The 19,766-nt window shown below is 72.5% G+C and carries 15 protein-coding genes; 8 read left to right on the top strand and 7 right to left on the bottom strand.

The window, feature by feature from the left end:
• The first annotated feature begins 1 nt into the window (after window position 1).
• Window positions 2–1,033, top strand: coding sequence for an NAD(P)-dependent oxidoreductase (locus tag V1633_RS28825; protein ID WP_331217430.1), 1,032 nt, complete (start codon window positions 2–4; stop codon window positions 1,031–1,033).
• A 79-nt stretch (window positions 1,034–1,112) separates the two neighbouring features.
• Here V1633_RS28825 and V1633_RS28820 read toward each other — a convergent pair whose 3' ends face one another.
• Genes V1633_RS28820 through V1633_RS28810 form a run of 3 tightly spaced genes read right to left on the bottom strand, consistent with a single transcriptional unit; the run spans window position 1,113 to window position 4,409 of the window.
• Complete coding sequence (locus V1633_RS28820; RefSeq protein ID WP_331217429.1) at window positions 1,113–1,922, bottom strand: ABC transporter permease; 810 nt, start codon at window positions 1,920–1,922, stop codon at window positions 1,113–1,115.
• Window positions 1,919–3,481, bottom strand: a complete 1,563-nt coding sequence (locus V1633_RS28815) for a DUF1349 domain-containing protein (RefSeq protein WP_331217428.1) — start codon at window positions 3,479–3,481, stop codon at window positions 1,919–1,921. Before V1633_RS28815 ends, V1633_RS28820 begins: the two co-directional genes overlap by 4 nt.
• A gap of 1 nt (window position 3,482) precedes the next feature.
• The gene (locus V1633_RS28810; RefSeq protein ID WP_331217427.1) at window positions 3,483–4,409 is read right to left on the bottom strand and encodes an ABC transporter ATP-binding protein; all 927 of its coding nucleotides are present in this window, start codon (window positions 4,407–4,409) and stop codon (window positions 3,483–3,485) included.
• A 166-nt stretch (window positions 4,410–4,575) separates the two neighbouring features.
• Here V1633_RS28810 and V1633_RS28805 point away from each other — a divergent pair, with 166 nt between their 5' ends.
• The 7 genes from V1633_RS28805 (at window position 4,576) to V1633_RS28775 (ending at window position 14,453) form a co-directional block, all read left to right on the top strand.
• Window positions 4,576–5,790, top strand: a complete 1,215-nt coding sequence (locus V1633_RS28805) for a sensor histidine kinase (protein WP_331217426.1) — start codon at window positions 4,576–4,578, stop codon at window positions 5,788–5,790.
• Window positions 5,787–6,524 carry a response regulator transcription factor gene (locus V1633_RS28800; protein WP_331217425.1) on the top strand — a complete coding sequence of 246 codons (738 nt, stop codon included), beginning with the start codon at window positions 5,787–5,789 and terminating at the stop codon, window positions 6,522–6,524. Before V1633_RS28805 ends, V1633_RS28800 begins: the two co-directional genes overlap by 4 nt.
• 435 nt (window positions 6,525–6,959) lie before the next feature.
• Window positions 6,960–10,049, top strand: coding sequence for a glycosyl hydrolase 115 family protein (locus V1633_RS28795; RefSeq protein ID WP_331217424.1), 3,090 nt, complete (start codon window positions 6,960–6,962; stop codon window positions 10,047–10,049).
• A gap of 109 nt (window positions 10,050–10,158) precedes the next feature.
• Entirely contained in the window at window positions 10,159–11,373 is a 1,215-nt protein-coding gene (locus V1633_RS28790) for an ABC transporter substrate-binding protein (RefSeq protein ID WP_331217423.1), read from the top strand.
• 58 nt (window positions 11,374–11,431) lie between these two features.
• Window positions 11,432–12,646 carry an ABC transporter ATP-binding protein gene (locus V1633_RS28785; RefSeq protein WP_331217422.1) on the top strand — a complete coding sequence of 405 codons (1,215 nt, stop codon included), beginning with the start codon at window positions 11,432–11,434 and terminating at the stop codon, window positions 12,644–12,646.
• Window positions 12,643–13,593 carry an ABC transporter permease gene (locus V1633_RS28780; RefSeq protein WP_331217421.1) on the top strand — a complete coding sequence of 317 codons (951 nt, stop codon included), beginning with the start codon at window positions 12,643–12,645 and terminating at the stop codon, window positions 13,591–13,593. Before V1633_RS28785 ends, V1633_RS28780 begins: the two co-directional genes overlap by 4 nt.
• The gene (locus V1633_RS28775; protein ID WP_331217420.1) at window positions 13,593–14,453 is read left to right on the top strand and encodes an ABC transporter permease; all 861 of its coding nucleotides are present in this window, start codon (window positions 13,593–13,595) and stop codon (window positions 14,451–14,453) included. Before V1633_RS28780 ends, V1633_RS28775 begins: the two co-directional genes overlap by 1 nt.
• Before the next feature lie 112 nt (window positions 14,454–14,565).
• On the opposite strand, the gene V1633_RS28770 is transcribed toward V1633_RS28775, so the two are convergent.
• The 4 genes from V1633_RS28770 to V1633_RS28755 are packed head-to-tail and all read right to left on the bottom strand — an operon-like array spanning window position 14,566 to window position 19,579.
• A complete protein-coding gene (locus V1633_RS28770) occupies window positions 14,566–16,971 on the bottom strand; it encodes an AMP-binding protein (protein WP_331217419.1) in 2,406 nt (801 codons plus the stop codon).
• Window positions 16,938–18,107 carry a beta-ketoacyl synthase N-terminal-like domain-containing protein gene (locus tag V1633_RS28765; RefSeq protein ID WP_331217418.1) on the bottom strand — a complete coding sequence of 390 codons (1,170 nt, stop codon included), beginning with the start codon at window positions 18,105–18,107 and terminating at the stop codon, window positions 16,938–16,940. Before V1633_RS28765 ends, V1633_RS28770 begins: the two co-directional genes overlap by 34 nt.
• A complete protein-coding gene (locus V1633_RS28760) occupies window positions 18,091–19,329 on the bottom strand; it encodes a beta-ketoacyl synthase N-terminal-like domain-containing protein (RefSeq protein ID WP_331217417.1) in 1,239 nt (412 codons plus the stop codon). The genes V1633_RS28765 and V1633_RS28760 overlap by 17 nt, the downstream gene beginning before the upstream one ends.
• On the bottom strand, window positions 19,319–19,579 hold the full coding sequence (locus V1633_RS28755) for an acyl carrier protein (RefSeq protein WP_331217416.1): 261 nt from the start codon (window positions 19,577–19,579) through the stop codon (window positions 19,319–19,321). Before V1633_RS28755 ends, V1633_RS28760 begins: the two co-directional genes overlap by 11 nt.
• Window positions 19,580–19,766: the final 187 nt, after the last annotated feature.

Here is a 19,766-nt window from a genome sequence, read left to right as displayed (position 1 = left end):
AGTGCCGTGCCTCGCGCGGTACCGCGGCACGACCAGGTCGAGCGCTGACCCGTGCCGCCGCCCCGGGGCACCCGCCCGCCATGGGTGTGATTCGGCGTCGGCGACGTCGGGCCTTGTCCTACGCTGCCGGAGAGGACAACTGCGTACCAGGGGGCGGCAACCGATGACGGACGGACTGCGGGTGGCGGTACTCGGGCTCGGCGGCATGGGCCAACCGATGGCCGCCAACCTGATCCGGGCCGGCCTGCCCACCGTCGTCTGGAACCGCCGACCCGGGCCGGCGCAGCAGCTCGGCGCGGAGGGCGCGGAGGTCGCAAACAGCCCGGCGGACGCGGTCCGGCGCGCCGACGTGGTGATCACCATGGTGACCGACGCGGACGCGGTGTACGCCATCGCCGCTGACCAGGGCATGTTGGCCGCGATGGCGGAGGGCGCGGTCTGGGCCCAGATGAGCACGATCGGGGTCGCAGGCACCGAACGGATCGCCCAGCTGGTCGGCGAGCGGCGCCCCGACGTCGTCCTGCTCGACGCGCCGGTGGCCGGCAGCCGGGGCCCCGCCGCACAGCGTCAACTGGTCATCCTCGCCTCCGGCCCGGAGCAGGTCCGGGACCGGGTCGCACCGGTCTTCGACGCGCTCGGCCAACGGACCGTCTGGGCCGGGCCGGTCGGCGCCGGATCCCGGATCAAGCTGGTCAACAACCTGTTGCTCGCCTTCCTCGCCGAGGGGATCGCCGAAGCGGTCGCGCTCGGTGCCGCGCTGGGCCTGGACCGGTCGGCGGTGCTCGGCGCGCTGCAGGGCAGTCCGCTGGTCTCGCCGTGGGCGGCCGAGAAGCTGGACCGGATCGGCCGGGACGAGTACGGGCCGCAGTACTCGCTGGCGCTCGGGCTCAAGGACGTCAAACTGGCCCTGCGCGAGGTGGACGTCGACCGGTTCGGGGTGGCCGGGAGCCTGGCCGGGCAGTGGCAGCGGGCGGTGGACCGGGGTCTCGGCGACGAGGACATCACCGTGATCACCCGCGCGCTCCAGCGCTGACACGTCCCCGGCGGGTCACGACGTGACCGGGGGCCGGGACAGCCCTGCCGGCCACGACGTGACCCGGTACCGACACCGCTCAGGCGTCCCGGAACCGGAACAGCAGCCCGCCGACCAGCAGCGCGCCGGCGGCCCAGATCGCCAGTACGCCGAGCCCGGCCCACGGCCCGATCGGTTGCCGTTCCAGCGCGGTGGTGGCCTGGACGGCGAGCCCGGACGTCATCGGAGCCACCTTGCCGAGCCGCTCCTGCCACCTCGGGTCGGTCACCAGCTGGGTGATCACCGGAAAGCTGTACAGCAGGGCGAACACCATGACCATCGCGGCGGCGGTGTCCCGTACGGCGGTGCCGATGCCGAGCGCGAGCAGGGCGACCAGTCCCAGGTACAACACACTGCCGGTGGCGGCCCGCAGCGTCGGCTCGTCGGCCAGGGACAGCGGCGGGTACCCGTTCGCCGGGGTGAAACCGTGACCGGGCAGGACGATCCGGCCGACGAGCAGCGAGCCGAGCACCCCGGGCACGGCGGCGACCAGCACGACCACGGTCAGCACGGCCGCCTTCGCGGCCAGCACCACCTCCCGGCGCGGGCGGGCGGCCAGGGTGATCTGGATCAACCCGGTGCCGTACTCGTTGGTCACCGCCAACACGGCCAGCACCACGACCGCGATCTGGGCCATCCGGATCCCCCAGAGGCTGACCCGGGTGGTGTCCTCGAAACACTCGGTCGGTGCCGGACACCGGCTCGTGTCGACCCCCGCCATGGCGAGCGCACCGGCCGCCACGGTGACCACGGTGACCGCCAACAGCAGCCATCCGGTGCTCGGCACGGTACGGAGTTTGGTCCACTCCGCCCGGGCGGTGGTACCCGCCCGCGCGCTCCGCCCGGTCATGCGTCCCGCCGCCGTACCAGCCAGCAGGCGACGGCGACCACGAGGAGGACGTACCCGCAGAGCACCGCCACGCCGAGCCACGGGCCGTCGGGCGAGCAGCCGGCCTCGGGTAGGCAGACGACGTCGACGTGGTCGTACCGGGGGTTGGTCTGCTGGACCGAGAAGCCGGCGGCCGGAGTCAGCCGCATCAGCCAGCGGGCGGCGGTCAGCGGCAACGCACCGGCGAGCATCTGGGGCAGCACCATCACCGCGATGACCACGGTGATCGCCGCGGCGGCCCGGCGCAGGATCGTGCCGAGTCCCAGGCTGAGCACCGCGACCAGGGCCAGCACCGCCGCGGTGCCGAGGATCGCCCGTGACACCGGCCAGTCGGTCAGCGAGGGGCTGGGGAACAGCGGCGGCACGTAGCCGTTCTCCCGTTGGAACGGTCGGCTGGCCAGGAACGCGACGACACAGGCGACCAGCCCGACACCGAACGTCGCGGCCCCGATCACCACGGACTTGGCCAGCACGACGCGCCCCCGGCCGGGACTCGCCGCGAAGGTGGTCCGGATCATTCCCCGGCGGTACTCGGCGGCGATGAAGAGCACCGCCAACCCGATCAGCGGCAGCAGTCCGATCAACGCACCGCTCAGGCTCATCCGGGTCAGGTCCTCGTCCATGGCCCGGGGTGCGACGTCACCGGATCCGGTCACCGTGCTGATCCCGGTGGCCGGGTCGGGCAAACCGCTGAGCAGGGCCGCTTCGGGGACCGGAGGACCGTCGGGACGGTCGGGGGTGGGTGGCGGGACCGGGCCGCCGGTGCCGCCGGGGTCGCCCGGTGCGGTCGTACCGACCAGTTCGTCGGCCCATCCGGCCGACGGGGGCGCGCCGGCCGGCCGTACCCGGATGTTGTCGAACCGGGCGGTGCTCCAGGTGGGGAGCGACGTGATCGAGCTGCTGCTGAACTGGCGCTCGATCCGGTCGACGCGCGGGGAGGCGACGAAGAGGCCGACCTCGGCGGTGTCCGGCAGGCCGGTCAGCACGGCCGTGCCCACCTGACGCCAGGTGACTCCGTCGGTCGACTCGTACCCGGTGACGGTGTCGCCGGTCCGGGTCAGCCGTAACCAGGGCGAGGTCGCCGCGTCGCTGCCGGGCCGGTCGACGACGAAGTTGGTCTGCCACCGGACGCCGTGGCCGGGGGTACGCAGCATCGCGGCGTACCCGGAGCCGGGGCGGGTGCCGTCCTTGACCATGATCCCGGCCTTGGCCCACGGCCGACCGGGTCCCTGCGCGGCGGACTGGTCCAGAACCCGGGCGACCACCTCGCCGTCCCCGGTCATCGGCTGGTGGACGAACCGGAAGGCGTCCTCGACCTGCGCGCCCTGCGGACCGACCGGCGGCAGGTCCGCCCCCTTCGTCTGGAAGCTGCTGCTCGACGCGCCGAGCAGTGAGACCAGCACGGTCACCCCGACGGCGGCCAGCATGACCAGCCCCCAGCGGCGCACCGACCACAGCTTGCTCCACTCGGCCCGGAGAAGTCGACCGAAGCCGGTCGCGGCGGCTGTCAGAGTGGTCATCTCACGCCTCCCGTCCGGCGCTGGCGGCGAACTCGCCCGCGTCCCGGGTCAGTTCCATGTACGCCTCCTCCAGCGACGCGCGGTGCGCGACCACCTCGGAGAAGGCCACTCCGCGCTCGGTCAGGACCGCGACCACCTGTTCGGCCGGCAGCCCGGAGACGGTGACCCGTTCGGCGTCGATCGCCGCGACCGTGGCCCCCGCGTTGGCGAGCAGCGTCATCGCCTCCGCCCGGCGTCCGGTACGCAGCGCCACCCGGTCGCCGGAGGCGACGGCGAGCAGTTCCGCGACGCTGGTGTCGGCGATCAGCCGTCCCCGACCGATCACCAGCAGGTGGTCGGCGGTCCCCTCCAGCTCGCCCATCAGGTGGCTGGAGACGAGTACCGCCCTGCCCTGCGCGGCCAGCGACCGCAGCAGACCCCGGATCCACCGGATGCCCTCCGGGTCGAGCCCGTTGACCGGTTCGTCGAAGAGCAGGATCGGCGGGTCACCGAGCAACGCGCCGGCGATGCCCAGCCGCTGCCGCATGCCGAGCGAGAAGCCGCCGGCCCGGCGCCGCGCCGCCGAGCCGAGGCCGACCTGCTCGATCACCTCGTCGACCCGCCGCACCGGCAGGCCGTTCGAGTGGGCCATCCAGAGGAGATGGTCGCGGGCCCGTCGGCCGGGGTGCACCGCGGCGGCGTCGAGCAGTGCCCCGACCTGGCGCAGCGGTGTACCCAGTGCACGGTAGGGGCGTCCACCGACCAGTGCGGTGCCGGCGTCCGGACTGTCCAGTCCGAGGATCATCCGCATGGTGGTGGACTTGCCGGCACCGTTGGGTCCGACGAACCCGGTGACCTGTCCGGCCCGAACCGTGAACGACAGATCGTGCACGGCGGTTGTCGACCCGTAGCGCTTGCGCAGCCCCCGGGCCTCGATGGTTGCTTCCATGCGGCGAGGCTACGGAGCCGCCCGGTCTCCGGTCGTCACGCCGACGAGCAGTCTTGTCGCACCCCGACACGGGTGACCGGGGTGCGAACCATCCCTCGTGGGAGGGATGGCCGGACCCGGACCGGGGATGACGCCGGGCCGACCGGAGGCGGCGACAATGACGTACGTGAGCCAGCCTGACGTGACGATCGCAACGGCCGCCGCGGCGGGTCGACGACTGCTCGCGGCGGGTCGACGGGTGGCCGCCGCGCCGGAGTGGCCGGCGTCGGCCGCCCTGCTGCTCGGCCTGCTCGCCATGGTCGAGGTGACCCTGGGGGCGCACCGGTCCGACTCGACCGTCCCCTTCGCGCTGCTGCTGGCGCTCGCCGCGACGGTCCCGTTGGCGGTGGTCCGGACCCATCTGGTGGTCGCGGCGGCAACCCTTGCGGTGGCGAACGCCCTGGCCCTGGCGATGTCCGGGCGGCTGACCGTCGCCGGCCTGGTCGCCCAGGTCGTGGTCCTGTACCTGGTCGGCGCCCGGCACACCCGGTGGATCGCCGGCCCGCTGTTGCTGCCCTTCGTCGGATACGCGGTCGCGGGTCCGCTGTGGCGGGCCGACGAGACCGGGGCGGCCGGTGAGCGGCTCGGGGCGGTGCTGCTGCTCGCCCTGGTGACGGTGGCCCTCGGCACCGGTGTCGCCCGGCGACTGCGCCGCCGGGCCGCCGAACGGGCCGCCGACCGCCGGATGATCGCGGACACCATGCTGGAGCACGTGGCGCGCGGCGAGCGGGCCCGGATCGCCCGGGAGTTGCACGACGTGGTCGCCCACCACATCTCGATGATCGCGGTGCAGGCCGAGACCGCCCGGCTCACCACGCCCGGGATGCCGGTGGAGGGTGCCCGTCGGCTGGTCGCCATCGCGGAGACCGCACGGGCGGCGCTGACCGAGATGCGCCGGCTGCTCGGGGTGCTCCGGTCCGACGCCGAGGGTGTCCCGACCCGTCGCCCCCAGCCGGGCTTGCAGCAGCTGAACGAACTGCTCGACGAGACTCGGGACTCGTCGGGGGTGACCGCCCGGCTGATCGTCCGGGGCCGGGTACGGCCACTGGACCCCGGAATCGAGTTGACCGCGTACCGGATCGTGCAGGAGGCGCTGACGAACGTACGTCGACACGCGCCGGGTGCGGCCGTCGACGTCGCCCTGCACTACGCCGAGGAGGCGCTCCGGCTCACCGTCCGGGACAACGGCCCGGGGCCGGTGGCCGGGGGTCGGACCGGACACGGGCTGGTCGGCATGCGGGAACGGGTGTTGATGGTCGGCGGCGAGTTGACCGCCGGGCCGGCTCCGGTCAGCGGTTTCCTGGTCCGGGCCACGCTGCCGTTGCCGGCGGTGTCGACGTGAGCGGCCCGGGGGTGGCGGCCCCACCGGACGCCCCGGACCGGGCGGGACACACCCGGGTACGCGTCGTGGTCGCCGACGACCAGGAGGTGGTCCGGGCCGGTTTCGGCGCGCTGCTCGACACCCAGCCGGACTTCACCGTCGTGGGCAGTGCCCCGGACGGGGCCGAGGCGGTCCGGCTCTGCCGGGACCACCGTCCCGACGTGGTGCTGATGGACGTACGCATGCCGGTGATGGACGGCATCGAGGCGACCCGGCTGATCACGGGTGGCCCGGGCGGGTCCGCGGGTGTGGGCGGTCCCCGGGTCATCATGCTGACCACGTTCGACCTGGACGAGCACGTCTACGACGCGCTCTGCGCCGGAGCCAGTGGTTTCCTGCTCAAGGAGGTGACCGCCGAGCGCCTCTTCGACGCGGTACGGGTGGTGGCGGCCGGGGACGCCCTGCTCGCACCGGCGGTGACCCGCCGGCTCATCGGGGAGTTCGCCCGGTTGCGCCCCCGGCCGCCGCAGCGGACCACCGCGCTGGACACCTTGACGCCCCGGGAGACCGCGGTGCTCCGGCTGCTCGCCGAGGGGCTGTCCAACCCGGAGGTCGCCGCACGTCTGGTGATCAGCGAGGAGACGGTGAAGACCCACGTCAGCCGGGTGCTCGGCAAGCTCGGGCTGCGCGACCGTACCCAGGCGGTGGTGACCGCCTACGAGTCCGGTCTGGTGGTGCCCCGGGAGCGGCGGTGACCGGCGCGCGGTCCTGTCCGGTGACCCCTGCCGGGAAACCGGCCGGCCACGTCGGCCTCGGCCGGTGGGCTCCGGATGTCGCTCGCGGACGACTCCGGTTCTTCTCGGTCGGCGACTTCCGACCGCCGTTCTGAAAATTTCCATGCCAATCCCGAAATCGTTCCACTCGGGGTCGACGGCGACCGGGCGACGTATTCCGTTGTGGACGGAAGACGGTTGTCGCAGGTGGTGACGGGCCCGACGGACAAGGCATCGATGACGGCCTTGACCTCACAAGACGGAGTGTTTAGATTCTTTCCGGAACACTTCCGAAAAGTTTCGCACACCGTACCGCCCCCACACTTTTCTGGCCCGGAGCGCATCGTGAAAACGTCCGCACCCGCCGGCCCGCCGCCGGTCGCCCTCCAATCCACCGTCGGCCCGACACTGTGCCGCGTGCTGCTGTCGCTGGCGCTCGCCGCGACCGCCGCCCCCGCCCTCGCCGCGTCTCCGGCACAGGCGTCGCTCGTCGACCGGCACGAACCGGCCGGCGGCCGCGACCCGGACAGCCTCGTCAGCACCGGCCCGGAGCCGGGCAGCCTGCCGCTGGTCGCGCACGGCCGGGCCGCGACGCTCGTGGTGAGCGCGAGTGACCATCCCGGCGTGGTCCGGGTGGCCGGCGACCTGCAGGCCGACATCGAACGGGTCACCGACGTCCGACCCGCACTCTCGCTCGACGACGTACCCCGACACGGCGAGGTGGTCATCGTCGGCACCATCGGGCACAGCCCGCTGATCGACCGGATGATCGCCGAACGCAGGCTGGACGTCTCCGGCATCGCCGGCCGGTGGGAGACCTCGCTGCAGCAGATCGTGCGGAACCCGCTACCCGGCGTCCGTCGCGCGTTCGTCATCGCCGGCAGCGACCAACGCGGCACCATCTTCGGGACGTACGAGGTCTCCCGGCAGATCGGCGTCTCGCCCTGGTACTGGTGGGACGACGTACCGGCCCGGCGGGCCGACGCGCTGCACGTGCTGCCCGGCCGGCACAGCCAGGGCACCCCGGCGGTGAAGTACCGCGGCTTCTTCATCAACGACGAGAACCCGGCGCTCGGCACCTGGGCCCCGAACTTCTTCGGCCCCGGCCTGGCCCCCGGCTACCCGGGCGGCTTCAACCGGCACTTCTACGCCAGGGTCTTCGAAACGATGCTCCGGCTGAAGGCCAACTACCTCTGGCCCGCCGTCTGGGGTCGCGCCTTCGCCGAGGACGACCCGGCCAACCACGCCACCGCCAAGGAGTACGGCGTGGTGATGGGCACCTCGCACGAGGCACCGATGATGCGGGGCATCGAGGAGTGGAACCGGCACGACAACAACGGCACCGACCCGTACGGCGGCACCGGCGAGTGGAGCTTCCGCCGCAACGCCGAGGCGCTGAAGGGGTACTGGCGCGACGGCATCCGGCGGATGGAGACCGAGGACTTCGAGGGGGTGGTCACCCTCGGTATGCGCGGCAACGGTGACGTGAGCCTGCCCGACGGCGACGGCATCGACCTGATGGAGAGCATCATCGCCGCCCAGCGCCAGATCCTGGCCGAGGAGAGCGACCGCGAACTGCCCGACATCCCGCAGGTCTTCACCCTCTACAAGGAGGTCCAGCGCTACTGGGACCGGGGCATGCGCCCGCCGGACGACGTCACCGTCGTGTTCTGCGACGACAACTGGGGCAACATGCGCAAGCTGCCGGACCAGAGCCTGCCGGCCCGGCCCGGCGGCTACGGCATGTACTACCACTTCGACTACGTCGGCGGCGGTCGCAACTACAAGTGGGTCGACACGATCAACCTGGCCAGTACCTGGGAGCAGCTGCACCTGACGTACTCGTACGGGGTGGACCGGCTCTGGGTGGTCAACGTCGGCGACCTGAAGAACGAGGAACTGCCGTTGCAGCTCTTCCTCGACTACGCCTGGGACCCGGACAGCCTGCCTATCGAGAGGCTCGACGAGTGGCAGGAGGCGTACGCCGCGCAGAACTTCCCCGGTCGCCACGCCGCCGAGATCGGTGCGATCCTGCACGAGTACGGCCAGCTCCAGGCCCGTCGCAAGCCGGAGCTGACGAACCGGCGGATCAGCCTCGACCCGGCCAAGGACCCGGCGACCGACGCCTCGGCGGTGGTCTACACCGACGCCAGCCCGTACAGCCTGACCGACTACCAGGAGACGCGCCGGGTCGTACAGGAGTGGCAGCGGCTCGCCGAGCGGGCCGAGCGGGTCCGGGCGAAGCTGCCGGACGGTTACGACGACGCCTACTACCAGTTGGTGTACTACCAGGTGAAGGCGACCGCGAACCTGTACGCGCTGCGCGAGGCGCAGTTCACCAACCTGCTCTACGCGGCGCAGGGCCGGGCCGCCACCAACGCCGTCGCGGACCTCGCCGAGCAGCGCTTCGCCGAGGACCAGGCGATGTCCGACTACTACAACAACACCCTGGCCGGCGGGAAGTGGCAGGGCTTCCAGACCCAACCCAAGATCGGGTACGGCGACGTCGCCCGCTACGGCCCGAACGCGCCCTGGCAGCAGCCGGAGCTGAACAACCAGGCCCTGCCGGACGCGTTCTACCCACACCTGCGACGGATCGAGGTGCCGGCCACCGCCGAGCTGGGCGTGGCGATCGACGGGTCGGAGAAGTGGTGGCCGGCCGAGCCGGGCCCGGCGGTGCTGCCGACGTTCAGCCCGTACCAGAGCCAGCCGGGGCAGTACCTGGAGGTGTTCAACCGGGGATCGGTGCCGTTCGACTACACGGTCCGGTCCGGCGCGCCGTGGCTGAAGCTCAGCAGTACCGGGGGCCGCGTCGACGACCAGGTCCGGATCGAGGTACGGGTCGACTGGCGACACACACCGAAGGGCACGACCACGGTGCCGGTCACCGTCACCGGCCCGGACGGGGCGACGGTCGAGGTGCGGGCCAACGTGGACAACCCGGCGGGCCTGCGTCCGAAGGGACACGTGGAGGCGAACGGCTACGTCTCGATCCCGGCGGCCCAGCACAGCCGGGCGGTGAACAGCGGCGGCGTGCACTGGCAGCGGATCCCCGACCTCGGGCGGACCGGTGACGGGCTGACCCCGTTCCCGGTGACCGCGCCCAGCCGGACCCCGGGCGGGAACGGTCCCCGGCTGGAGTACGAGCTGACCCTCACCACCACCGGCCCGGTGAAGGTGCTGGCGTACCTGTCACCGCGCAACAACGTACTGCCCACCGAGGGGCTCAGGTACGCGGTGTCGATCGACGACGGCGTACCGCAGGTGGTCAACGTAACCACGGCGACCGGCGCGAACGACACCTCGATGAACCGGCAGTGGGAGCGGAACACCTCCGACAACGTCAACGTCACCAGCACCACGCACGTGATCGACGGGCCGGGGCGGCACACCCTGAAGTTCTGGATGGTCGACCCGACCGTGGTGCTGCAGCAACTGGTGGTCGACACCGGTGGACTCCGACCCAGCTACCTGGGCCCACCGGAGAGCCTGCGGATCGGCGGCTGAAACACCTGAGCGGTCCATCCCGATACATCACAGGAAGACCAACGGCGCGGTCCGTCCCGACCCGAGAGGGTGGGGGCGGACCGCCACCGCTTAGAGAGGAAAGATCGGCATGAGTCGAAGTCTGCGGCGGCTGGTCGCCGCCACGGCCCTGATCACCACCCTGGGGCTGGTCGCCGGATGTGGCGCGCCCGAGGGCAACGGTCCGGCGTCGACCGGTGGTCCGGTGCCCGACAAGCCCGGCTCGCCGGTGGTGTTGAACATCCTCGACGTGGCCGGGAACCTGCAGCTCACCCAGGGCATGATCGACGAGTTCGCGGCGAAGAACCCGGACGTGGTCTCCCGGGTGACGTACTCGAAGTCGCCCGCTCCGGAACTGGTCGGCAAGGTGAAGGCGCAACAGGACGCCAACCGGGTGGAGATCGACCTGGTGCTGACCGGGGTGGACGGTCTCGCCGCCGGCATCGACCAGGCACTCTGGACGCCGCTGCTGCCGACCCACGCCAGCCGGCTGCCGGGAATGGCGAACTACCTGCCCGGCGCGGCGAACATGCAGAAGCTGGCCGGCGACTTCGGGGTGACGGTGACCTACTACCCGTCGGGACCGCTGATCGAGTACCTGCCGTCGAAGGTGCCGAACCCGCCGAAGACCGCCGAGGAACTGCTCGAGTACGCCAGGGCGAACCCCGGCGCGGTGCAGTACGCCCGCCCGTCCAACTCGGGACCGGGACGCACGTTCCTGATGGGTCTGCCGTACCTGCTGGGTGACTCGAACCCGAAGGACCCGGTGAACGGTTGGGCCAAGACCTGGGCGTACCTGGCCGAGCTGAACAAGTACGTCGAGCTGTACCCGTCCGGCACCGGCGAGACGATGAAGAACCTGGCCAACGGCTCCGCGAAGATCATTGTCAGCACGACCGGCTGGGACATCAACCCACGGGTGCTCGGCACCGTGCCCGAGGAGGCGAAGGTCGGCACCCTGGCCGGCTTCCACTGGGTCACCGACGCGCACTACGCGGTGGTGCCGAAGGGCGTCTCGACGGACAAGCAGGCCGCTGTCCTCGCCCTGCTGAACTGGATGCTCACCCCGGAGCAGCAGGCGAAGGCGTACGACCAGGGCTACTTCTACCCCGGGCCGGCGATCAGGGACGTGCCGCTGTCGATGGCGCCGGAGGAGAGCCGCAAGGCGATCGAGCGGTACGGCCGCCCCGAGTACGAGCGGCTGATCGCCGACAACCCGCTGGAGGTCCCCCTGGACGCCAAGGCACTGGTCGAGGCGTTCTCCCGGTGGGACCGCGAGATCGGCGGCGCGAAGGTGGCAAAGTGAGCGCGAGGAGTGAGCGGGGTGTGCGAGCCCCGCAGTCGCGAACCAGGGGCGGGGCCCAGTGACGTTCACGGAGCTGCGGCTGGAGGACGTCACCCGCAGTTTCGCCGGCCACGAGGCGCTGGTCGACCTGAACCTGACGGTCCGGCGCGGGGAGTTCATCGCCCTGCTCGGGCCGTCCGGCTGCGGTAAGTCGACGGCGCTGAACTGCCTCGCCGGGCTGCTCCCCCTGACCAGGGGCAGCATCTGGTCGGACGGCACCAGGCTGGACACCGTACCGGCGGAGCGACGCGGCTTCGGCATGGTCTTCCAGAACTACGCCCTCTTCCCCCACATGTCGGTACGTCGCAACGTGGCGTTCGGTCTTCAGATGCGCCGGCTGCCGAGGGCCGAGGTCCGGCGCCGCACCGAGGAGGCGATCCGGCTGGTCCGGCTGGAGGAGCACGCGAACAAGCTCCCCGGCCAACTCTCGGGCGGCCAGCAACAGCGGGTCGCCATCGCCCGGGCGGTGGTGCTGGAACCGTCGTTGGTACTGATGGACGAGCCGTTGTCCAATCTGGACGCGAAGCTGCGGTTGGAAATGCGGACGGAGATCCGGCGGCTGCACCAGTCGTTGGGGCTGACCACGGTCTACGTCACCCACGACCAGGAGGAGGCGCTCTCCCTGGCGGACCGGCTGGTGGTGCTCCGGTCGGGCCGGGTGCAGCAGATCGGTACGCCGGAGGAGTTGCACACCCGGCCGGCGAACTGGCACGTCGCCGACTTCATGGGTTACCGCAACCTGTTCCGGTTGCGGGCCGAGGAACGTACCGGCGACCACGTGGTGGTGACCGGCCAGGGCCTGCGGCTGGTCGGTACCGCGGTGGGGACGGTCGCCGCCGGGGCCGAGGTCATCGCCGGGGTGCGCCCGGAGGACCTGCGGATCACCGACCCGGAGACGGGTGTGCCGGCCACCGTGGAGGTGGTCGAGTACCAGGGCCGCGAGGTGGCGGTCGAGGCACGGACCGCCGACGGGGTGCAGTTCAACCTGCGTACCGAGCAGCGGCCGGCGGTCGGCGACCGGATCGGCATCACCGTCGTCCCCGCCCGGCTGCTGGTCTTTCCGGTTGACGAGGCTGGTGGGGTGTCGGTCGGGGAGTCCCACGCGCCGGTCCCGGTCGAACCCACTCCCCCGGAGGTCAGCCCCGACCTGGCGGCAGTGGAAGTCGACGAGCCGGCAGGCGGGACCAGGGCCGACGAGCCTGCGGGCGGCACCACCGCCGGGGACACCCGGTGAGCGCGACGATGACGCCGGGGCGGACCGGCGGTCCGACGGACGACCGCCAGCGGAGCCGTCGGCGCGGGTCCCGGGTCGCCCTGCGGCACCGGCTCGCCGAGCGTGGCATCGACCGGCAACTCCTGCTGCTCGTCCCGGCCGCCGTCTTCATTCTGGCGCTGTTCATCTACCCCTTCGGGTACGGCGTCGGGTTGTCGTTCCAGCCGACCGAGGGTGGCCCGTTCGCCTCCTACCAGGAGTTCTTCTCCGATCCGTACCAGCGGGACACCATCTGGACGACGCTGCGGCTGTCGCTGCCGGCGGCTCTGCTCAACGTCGCCGCGTCGGTGCCGATCGCGTACCGGATGCGGGGCCGGTTCCGGGGGAAGCGGCTGCTCACCACGGTGCTGGTCGTACCGATCACGCTGGGTACGGTGCTGACCGCACAGGGGCTGCTCAACTTCCTCGGCCCCACCGGGTGGTTCAACCGGACCCTGCTGGCCGTCGGCCTGACCGACGATCCGGTACGGCTGACCAACAACTACTGGGGGGTCTTCTTCTCCCTCGTCATCACCGGATTCCCGTTCGCCTTCCTGCTGGTGCTGTCGTACCTGTCGGGGATCGACCCGTCACTGGAACGGGCCGCCGCCACTCTCGGCGCCGGCTGGTGGCAGCGGTTCCGCCGGATCACCCTGCCGCTGCTGGCACCCGGGTTGGCCACCACGTTCTGCCTGACCTTCGTGCTGGCGTTCAGCGTCTTCCCGTCGGCGGTGCTGGTCGGGGACCCGGCCGGGACGACCCGGGTCATCTCGATCGCCGCCTACGAGGCCGCGTACATCCGGTACGACTACTCGATGGCCGCGACCATCGCGGTGCTGATGGGCCTGATCGAGTTGGCGGTCATCGCGGCGGTGCTCGGTTGGCGGTCGCTGCTCTACACCGGTTCGACGGCGGGAGGAAAGGGCTGATGGTTACCGTACCGGCGCCCACGCGGCGCCGCCGACGCCTGGTGGCGAGTCCGGCCGGCTGGCTGATCTGGGGCGTGGTGGCGTTCTTCTTCGTCAACCTCGCCGGTGTGATCGGCTCGGTCCTGGTCAGCTCCTTCGGCAGCCGATGGTTCGACACCTGGCTGCCGCAGGACTACACCACCCGCTGGTACGGCCAGGCCTGGCAGGAGTTCGGCCTGTTCCAGGTCCTGGTGGTGACCCTGGAGGTGTCGCTGCTGGTCGTCGGCATCTCGGTGCTGATCGGGGTGCCGGCGGCGTACGTGCTGGCCCGCCGGTCGTTTCCCGGCCGGCGGCTGCTCTACCTGCTGTTCCTGCTGCCGATCCTGATGCCGCCGATCACCTACGGCATTCCGCTGGCGACCCTGCTCTACAAGTACGGCTTCGCCGGGCACCTGTCCGGGGTGGTGCTGGCGAACCTGGTGCCCTCGGTGCCGTTTGTCATTCTCACCATGACACCGTTCATCGAGCAGATCGATCCGGCGGTGGAACGGGCGGCCCGGATGTGCGGGGCGGGTACCGGGCAGATCTTCCTCCGGATCCTCGCCCCGCTGCTGACCCCGGGGATCCTCGCCGCCTCGATCCTGGTCCTGGTCCGCACGGTCGGGATGTTCGAGCTGACCTTCCTCACCGCCGGCCCGGACTCGCAGACCCTGGTGGTGGCGCTGTACCACTCGATGTCGGCGGCCGGGATCCGGGCCCAACAGTCGATCGACGCGATGGCGGTGATGTACACCTCGATGATGCTGGTGCTGCTGGTGATCGCGCTGCGGTTCGTGAACCCGACCCAGCTGGTGGCCCGGGTCAAGGGAGAGGTCGACTGAGCACCGCCGGACAGCCGCACCGGTGATCCGGACGGGACGACGGCCGGGACCGATCGTCGGTCGTCGTCCCGTCCGACCGGGGTCGCGGCCGGGCCGGCACACCGCCGCCCGCTCAGTCGCGGAACATCCCGGCGAGCACCTCGGCGGTCTGCGCCGGATTGGTGGCGACGAAGTAGTGGTCGCCGGTGACCAGGTGGAGGCTGGCCAGCCGGTCATCGGGAAGCAGCGCGGCGATGGACTCCCGGGTGCAGAGCCGGTCGTCGGTGCCGAGCAGCACGTGCACCGGGCGGCCCCGTACGCCCTGGAAGCCGTCCGGGGCCAGCGCGATGTCCCGTCGGAACCGGGGCAGCAGCAACCGCCCGATCTCGTCCGGGGTCAACGAGGTGGCCGGCAGCAGCCCGGCCCCGCGCAGCCCGGCCAGCAGGGTGGTGTCGTCGTCGGAGAGCAACGCCGGCCGGTCCGCTCCGGCGGCCAGTACCGGCGGCGCGGAGAGCACGATCTCGGTGCGGCCGAGTCCGTCCCCGGCGGCGTCGGCCACCGCCGCGGCGAGCACCGCGCCGAGGCTGTGGCCGAAGAGCACGGACCGGTCGGAGAGGTACGGCGCACCCGCCCGCCACCAGGCGTCGGCCGCGTCGGCGATGGTGGCGCCCTCGCCGTACACCGCCTCGCCGGCCACCACCCGCCACGATCCGGGCAGGTGGCGGGCCAGCCGGGTGAAGGCCCCGGAGGAGCCGCCGGCGTACGGGATGCAGACCAGGGTCCTGCCCGGTCCGTCCCGCAGCACCCGCATCCGGACCACGGCCGGCTCGGCCCCGGCACTCCGCCGCCCGGCGACCGCCTCCCGGTTGCCGGCTCCGCCGGTCCGGGCGGCGGGCACCGTGGGATGGGCGGCGGGCGCCGTGGCATCGGTGTGACGGGCGGCGGGCACGACGGTGCCGGAAGGGCGGTCGGCGGCGGAGCCCGGCAGGACCCGGAGCTTGAACCGGGCCAGCTTTCCGGTGGAGGTTACCGGCAGCCGGTCGACCACCTCGACGACGGAGGGCCGCTTGAACGGTGGAAGGTTGGTCCGGAACGCCGCCCGAGCCGCCCGGCGCAGGTCGTCCCGGTCGGTCTCCGGGGCCGGCACGAGGTAGGCGACCGCCTGTTCCAGTCCCGTGTCGTCCCGGGCGCCGACCACCGCGCACTGGGCCAGTCCGGGCAGGTCCCGGACCGCCGCCTCGACCTCGAGCGGGGAGATCTTGTAGCCGCCGACGTTGATCAGGTCGTCGCGCCGGCAGACGTACCGGATTTCACCGTCCGGCTCCTGACTGACGATGTCGCCGGTGTAGGCACCACCGTCGGCGAAGGTCGCGGCGCTCGCCTCGGGCCGGTCGAGGTAGCCGGCCGCGACCGACGGACCGGCGACGTGCAGCCGTCCCTCCGATCCCGGCGGCAGGACCCGACCGGCGTCGTCGCGTACCGTCAGGGTCATTCCCGGGACGGCCCGACCGGTCGAGCCGGGTCGGCTGCCCCGGGTCGACGCCACGATGTGCAGCACCTCGGTCGCGCCCAGTCCGTTGAGCAGCGGGACTCCGAAGGTCCGGCCGAAGTCGACGCAGAGCGACGCCGGCAGGTGCTCCCCGGCCGAGACGGCGAGCCGTACCGAGCCGAGGTCGAGTGCCGCGGCGCCGTCAGGGTCGATCGTCGGGGCGGCGCCGGAGCCGGCGACCACCGACACCTGCCCGGCGTCGGTGGTCGCGGGCCGGTGGGCCCGGTCCAGCAGCGCGGCGTAGATCCGTGGCACCGCGCAGAGCACCGTCGGCTGGTGTCGGGCGATCGTCGCGGCCAGCCGGAACACGTCCGGTGGTCCCTGATGGAGGACGACCCGGGCGCCGGCGGCGAGCGGGAAGAGCAGGGAGTTGCCGAACCCGTAGCCGAAGGAGAGCTTCGCGGTGGAGAGCACGGTGTCCTCGGGCCGCAGGTCGAGCAGCCGGCCGAAGCCGTCCAGCACACCGTCCACCCCGGCAGCGGCGTGCAGTACGCCCTTCGGTGTGCCGGTGCTGCCCGAGGTGTACTGGATCAGCAGCACCTCGGCCGGCGGCTGGCTGACCGGTGGCGGTGCCGGATCGGAGCCCGGCTCCGTCCAGTCCGGGCCGCCCCGGGGCAGGCCGGCCAGTCCGGCCCGGATCGCCAGTTCGGCACCGCGCTCGTCGGCGTGCAGGAAGCCGGCCCGGCAGTCCCGGGCGATGAACCCGACCTCCGCCTCGGTCAGCATCGGGCTGACCGGCACCGCGACCGCCCCCCGCCACCACAGGGCCAGGATCGACACCACTGTCGCGACGGAGTCGTCGGCGAGCACGAGTCCCCGCGTACCGGGTTGCACTCCGGCCGTGGCCAGCCGTGCCGCGTACCACCGGACCGCGCGGTACAGCTGTGCGTAGCTCAGCTCACCGCCCGGGTCGACGTACGCGGGCCGCTCGCCGCGTCCGAGCGCGAGTTGCCGGCCTAGCAGCCGTTCGACAAGGTTGACGCTCCCCACGATGAAACCTCCATGATGGCCGCGTTTCCGCACGGCTCGACCGCCAGTACGAGCAGAGTCGTCGGCGAGGGTGAGTTGAGACAGTGGGCAACGGCGCAGGTCACGGCGAACAGACCGCCGGCCGCACCGAAGTCGCCCAGCACCCGCTCCAGGTGCCAGACCGGTTGGGGATGATCCTTGGCAAGGGCCTCGACCAGGTCGATGTCCCGTGTCGAGACGACCAGCGGTCCGGGCGCGGGCCCGTCCGGGACGACAACACCACGGACCAGGTCGCGTGTGTGGGTGACGAGGTCGCCGGCGTCCAGGCCCACCCGGTGGAACCGGCCGAGCCGGACGCCCGGGTCGGCGCCGCGCCAGGGCCGCAGGGCGAGGCAGCCGGCGCCCTCGGCCGCGACCAGGGGCTCGGCGTGGGCGGCCAGGCTCCACCGGCTCACCGTCGCCGAGCCGCCGACCAGGGCCCGTACCGCGTCACCTTCGGCGACCAGGCGTGCCGCTTCGACCAGGGCGGACAGTCCGGCGGCCGGACCACCGGTGACCGTCTCGTTCGGACCGTCGAGGCCGAGTCGGATGGAGACGGTCGCGGCCGGACCGTTGAAGGACGACGCCGGGCCGAGGGTCGGGTTGCACAGTCCCGGGTCCAGGGTGGCCGCCTCGACGCAGACGGTGCCGTACTCGGCGAGCCCCGAGGTCGAGCTGGCCCAGACGACCGCCGTCGGGCCGGTGGCAGATCCGGCCGGGTCGGGTGCGGCCACGGCCGGTTCGGGTGCGGTCGGGACCGGCCGAGGTGCGGTGGTCTCCGGGCCGGTCCGGGGTGGCGGCGCTCCGGCCGCCTGTTCCTCGGCCGTGACCGCCACCGCGAGCGCGAGCCGGGACTCGTGCGGCAGTGCCCGGAGTCCCCGGGTCGGGACGCTCGCGGGCAGCCCGGGTTCGACCGGCGCGGCCGCCCGCCGGTCGACCGGCACGAGGTCGGTGTGCGGGGCGTCGTAGCGCCGGAGGACGGGAGGTGGTGTCAGGACGGTCGCGTCGAACCGGCGGGCGAGGTCGTCGGGTCCGGTCACGCCGGCGAGGCGGAGTCCCAGGCCGGTGACGGCCAGCCAGTCGCCTCCGGCGTGCTGGTCGTCAGCGGGTCGTCGCACCGTTCGCCCTTCCCAACAGGATGGTCGAGACGCCGCCGCCGAATCCGAACGCCTGGCTGAGTACCACCCGCACCGGGGTACGTCGGCCGGCCGGCTCCACGAGGTCGATGCCGGCACAGTCCGGGTCGGGCTCGACCAGGGTCACGTTGCCCGGCACGAGGTTCTCGGCCAGGGCGCGTACCGCGATCACCGCCTCCAGGGCGGCGGCCGCGCCCTCCGCGTGGCCGAACTGGCCCTTCAGCGAGGAGACCACCGGGCGTCGGGGGCCGGGCAGGGCCCGGGCCACCGCCCGCGCCTCGATCCCGTCGCTGGCCGGCGTGCCGGTGCCGTGCGCGCAGACCCAGTCCACCTGGTCGGCGGTCAGCCGGGCCCGGTCGAGGCAGCCGCGCAGCGTCGTCACCAGACCGTTTCCCTCCGGATGCGGCTGGGTGGGGTTGTGTGCGTCGGCCGCGGCGGCGCAGGCCAGCACCTGGGCGGCCGGGCGGTGGCCCCGGGCGGCGACCCGGGCGGCCGGTTCCAGGACCAGCACGGCGGCCCCCTCCCCGGGGATGGTGCCCCGCCGGTTCCGGTCGAACGGACGGACCGTGCCGGTCTCGAGCGCGCGCAGCGAGGTGAACATCGCGAGGATCTCCAGGGAGAGTTCGGAGACACCGGCGCAGACCGCCACGTCCACCTCACCCGCGGCGATCGCCCGGCAGCCGGCGGCGATCGCGCTGTTCCCGGCGGCGCAGCCGGGGGCGAGCAGCACGGCGGGGCCGGTGACGGTGACCACCTCGCGCAGCGGCGCCAGCAGATCCTCCGGACGGGCCCAGCCGCCGTCGGACGGCACGACGAGCCGCCCCGGACCGATGCCCTGGTCGAGGATCGGCCGGGTGGCCATCACCGTGCCGGCGAAGACACCGAGGCGGTGCCGACGGGTCCGGGCGGGCAGACCGGCGTCCCGGAGTCCCTCCAGCGCGGCGGCGGCGAGGTACCGGGCCGCCAACGATCCGTGCGCCGGCACCAGGGCGTCGAGCGCGGCCAGCGCGGCCGGTGGCACCTGGGCGGCGCACCGCGCCGGGTAGCCGGAGAGGTCGAACCGGGTCACCGGGCCGGTCAACACCCGGCGCTCGGTCACCGCCCCCCACAGCGCCTCGCTGCCCAGACCGGCGGCGGAGACCGCGCCGACCCCGGAGACCACCACGGCGGGGCGTCCCTCGGCGTTCGTCCGGTCAGGGTCCAACGGAGATGCCCCGATTCCGGAGTACGGCGAGCGCGTCGCCGAAGTCCTGCAGCCCGGCCGCCTCCTCGTCGGTCAGCCGTACGCCGAACTGCCGCTCGACGCGCACCACGAATTCCACCTTCTGCACCGAGTCGATGCCGAGATCCTCGTAGAACGCGGCGCCCTCGGTGATCTCGTCCGGGCTGACCTCGAAGATCTCGGCCGCCAGATCCCGTAGTACGGCGGCCGAGACCGCCTCCCTGTGTGCCAAGTCCGGTTCCTCTCCCGATCACCGCAGGTGCCACGTCCCGTGGAACTTGCGCTCTGGGTTTTCCCAGGAACCAAACGACCGGGATTCACTTCGGATGCGACCGGAACGTTCGATCGATTCGGCCGAATAGGTCGTTACCGCGATCCGATCAGGTCGACACGGCGCCGCGGCAGCGGAGGCGCACGCC

The organism is Plantactinospora sonchi (assembly GCF_036422035.1).
Lineage (GTDB): Bacteria > Actinomycetota > Actinomycetes > Mycobacteriales > Micromonosporaceae > Plantactinospora > Plantactinospora sonchi.
Note: the sequence above shows the minus strand (reverse complement) of the source record. Positions and strands in the feature narration are given on the sequence as shown.

Excerpts from the sequence above, each read along its gene's own strand:
- V1633_RS28790 (WP_331217423.1), top strand. The coding sequence starts at position 10,159 with ATGAGTCGAAGTCTGCGGCGGCTGGTCGCCGCCACGGCCCTGATCACC.
- V1633_RS28815 (WP_331217428.1), bottom strand. The coding sequence starts at position 3,481 with ATGACCACTCTGACAGCCGCCGCGACCGGCTTCGGTCGACTTCTCCGG.
- V1633_RS28820 (WP_331217429.1), bottom strand. The coding sequence starts at position 1,922 with ATGACCGGGCGGAGCGCGCGGGCGGGTACCACCGCCCGGGCGGAGTGG.
- V1633_RS28810 (WP_331217427.1), bottom strand. The coding sequence starts at position 4,409 with ATGGAAGCAACCATCGAGGCCCGGGGGCTGCGCAAGCGCTACGGGTCG.
- V1633_RS28775 (WP_331217420.1), top strand. The coding sequence starts at position 13,593 with ATGGTTACCGTACCGGCGCCCACGCGGCGCCGCCGACGCCTGGTGGCG.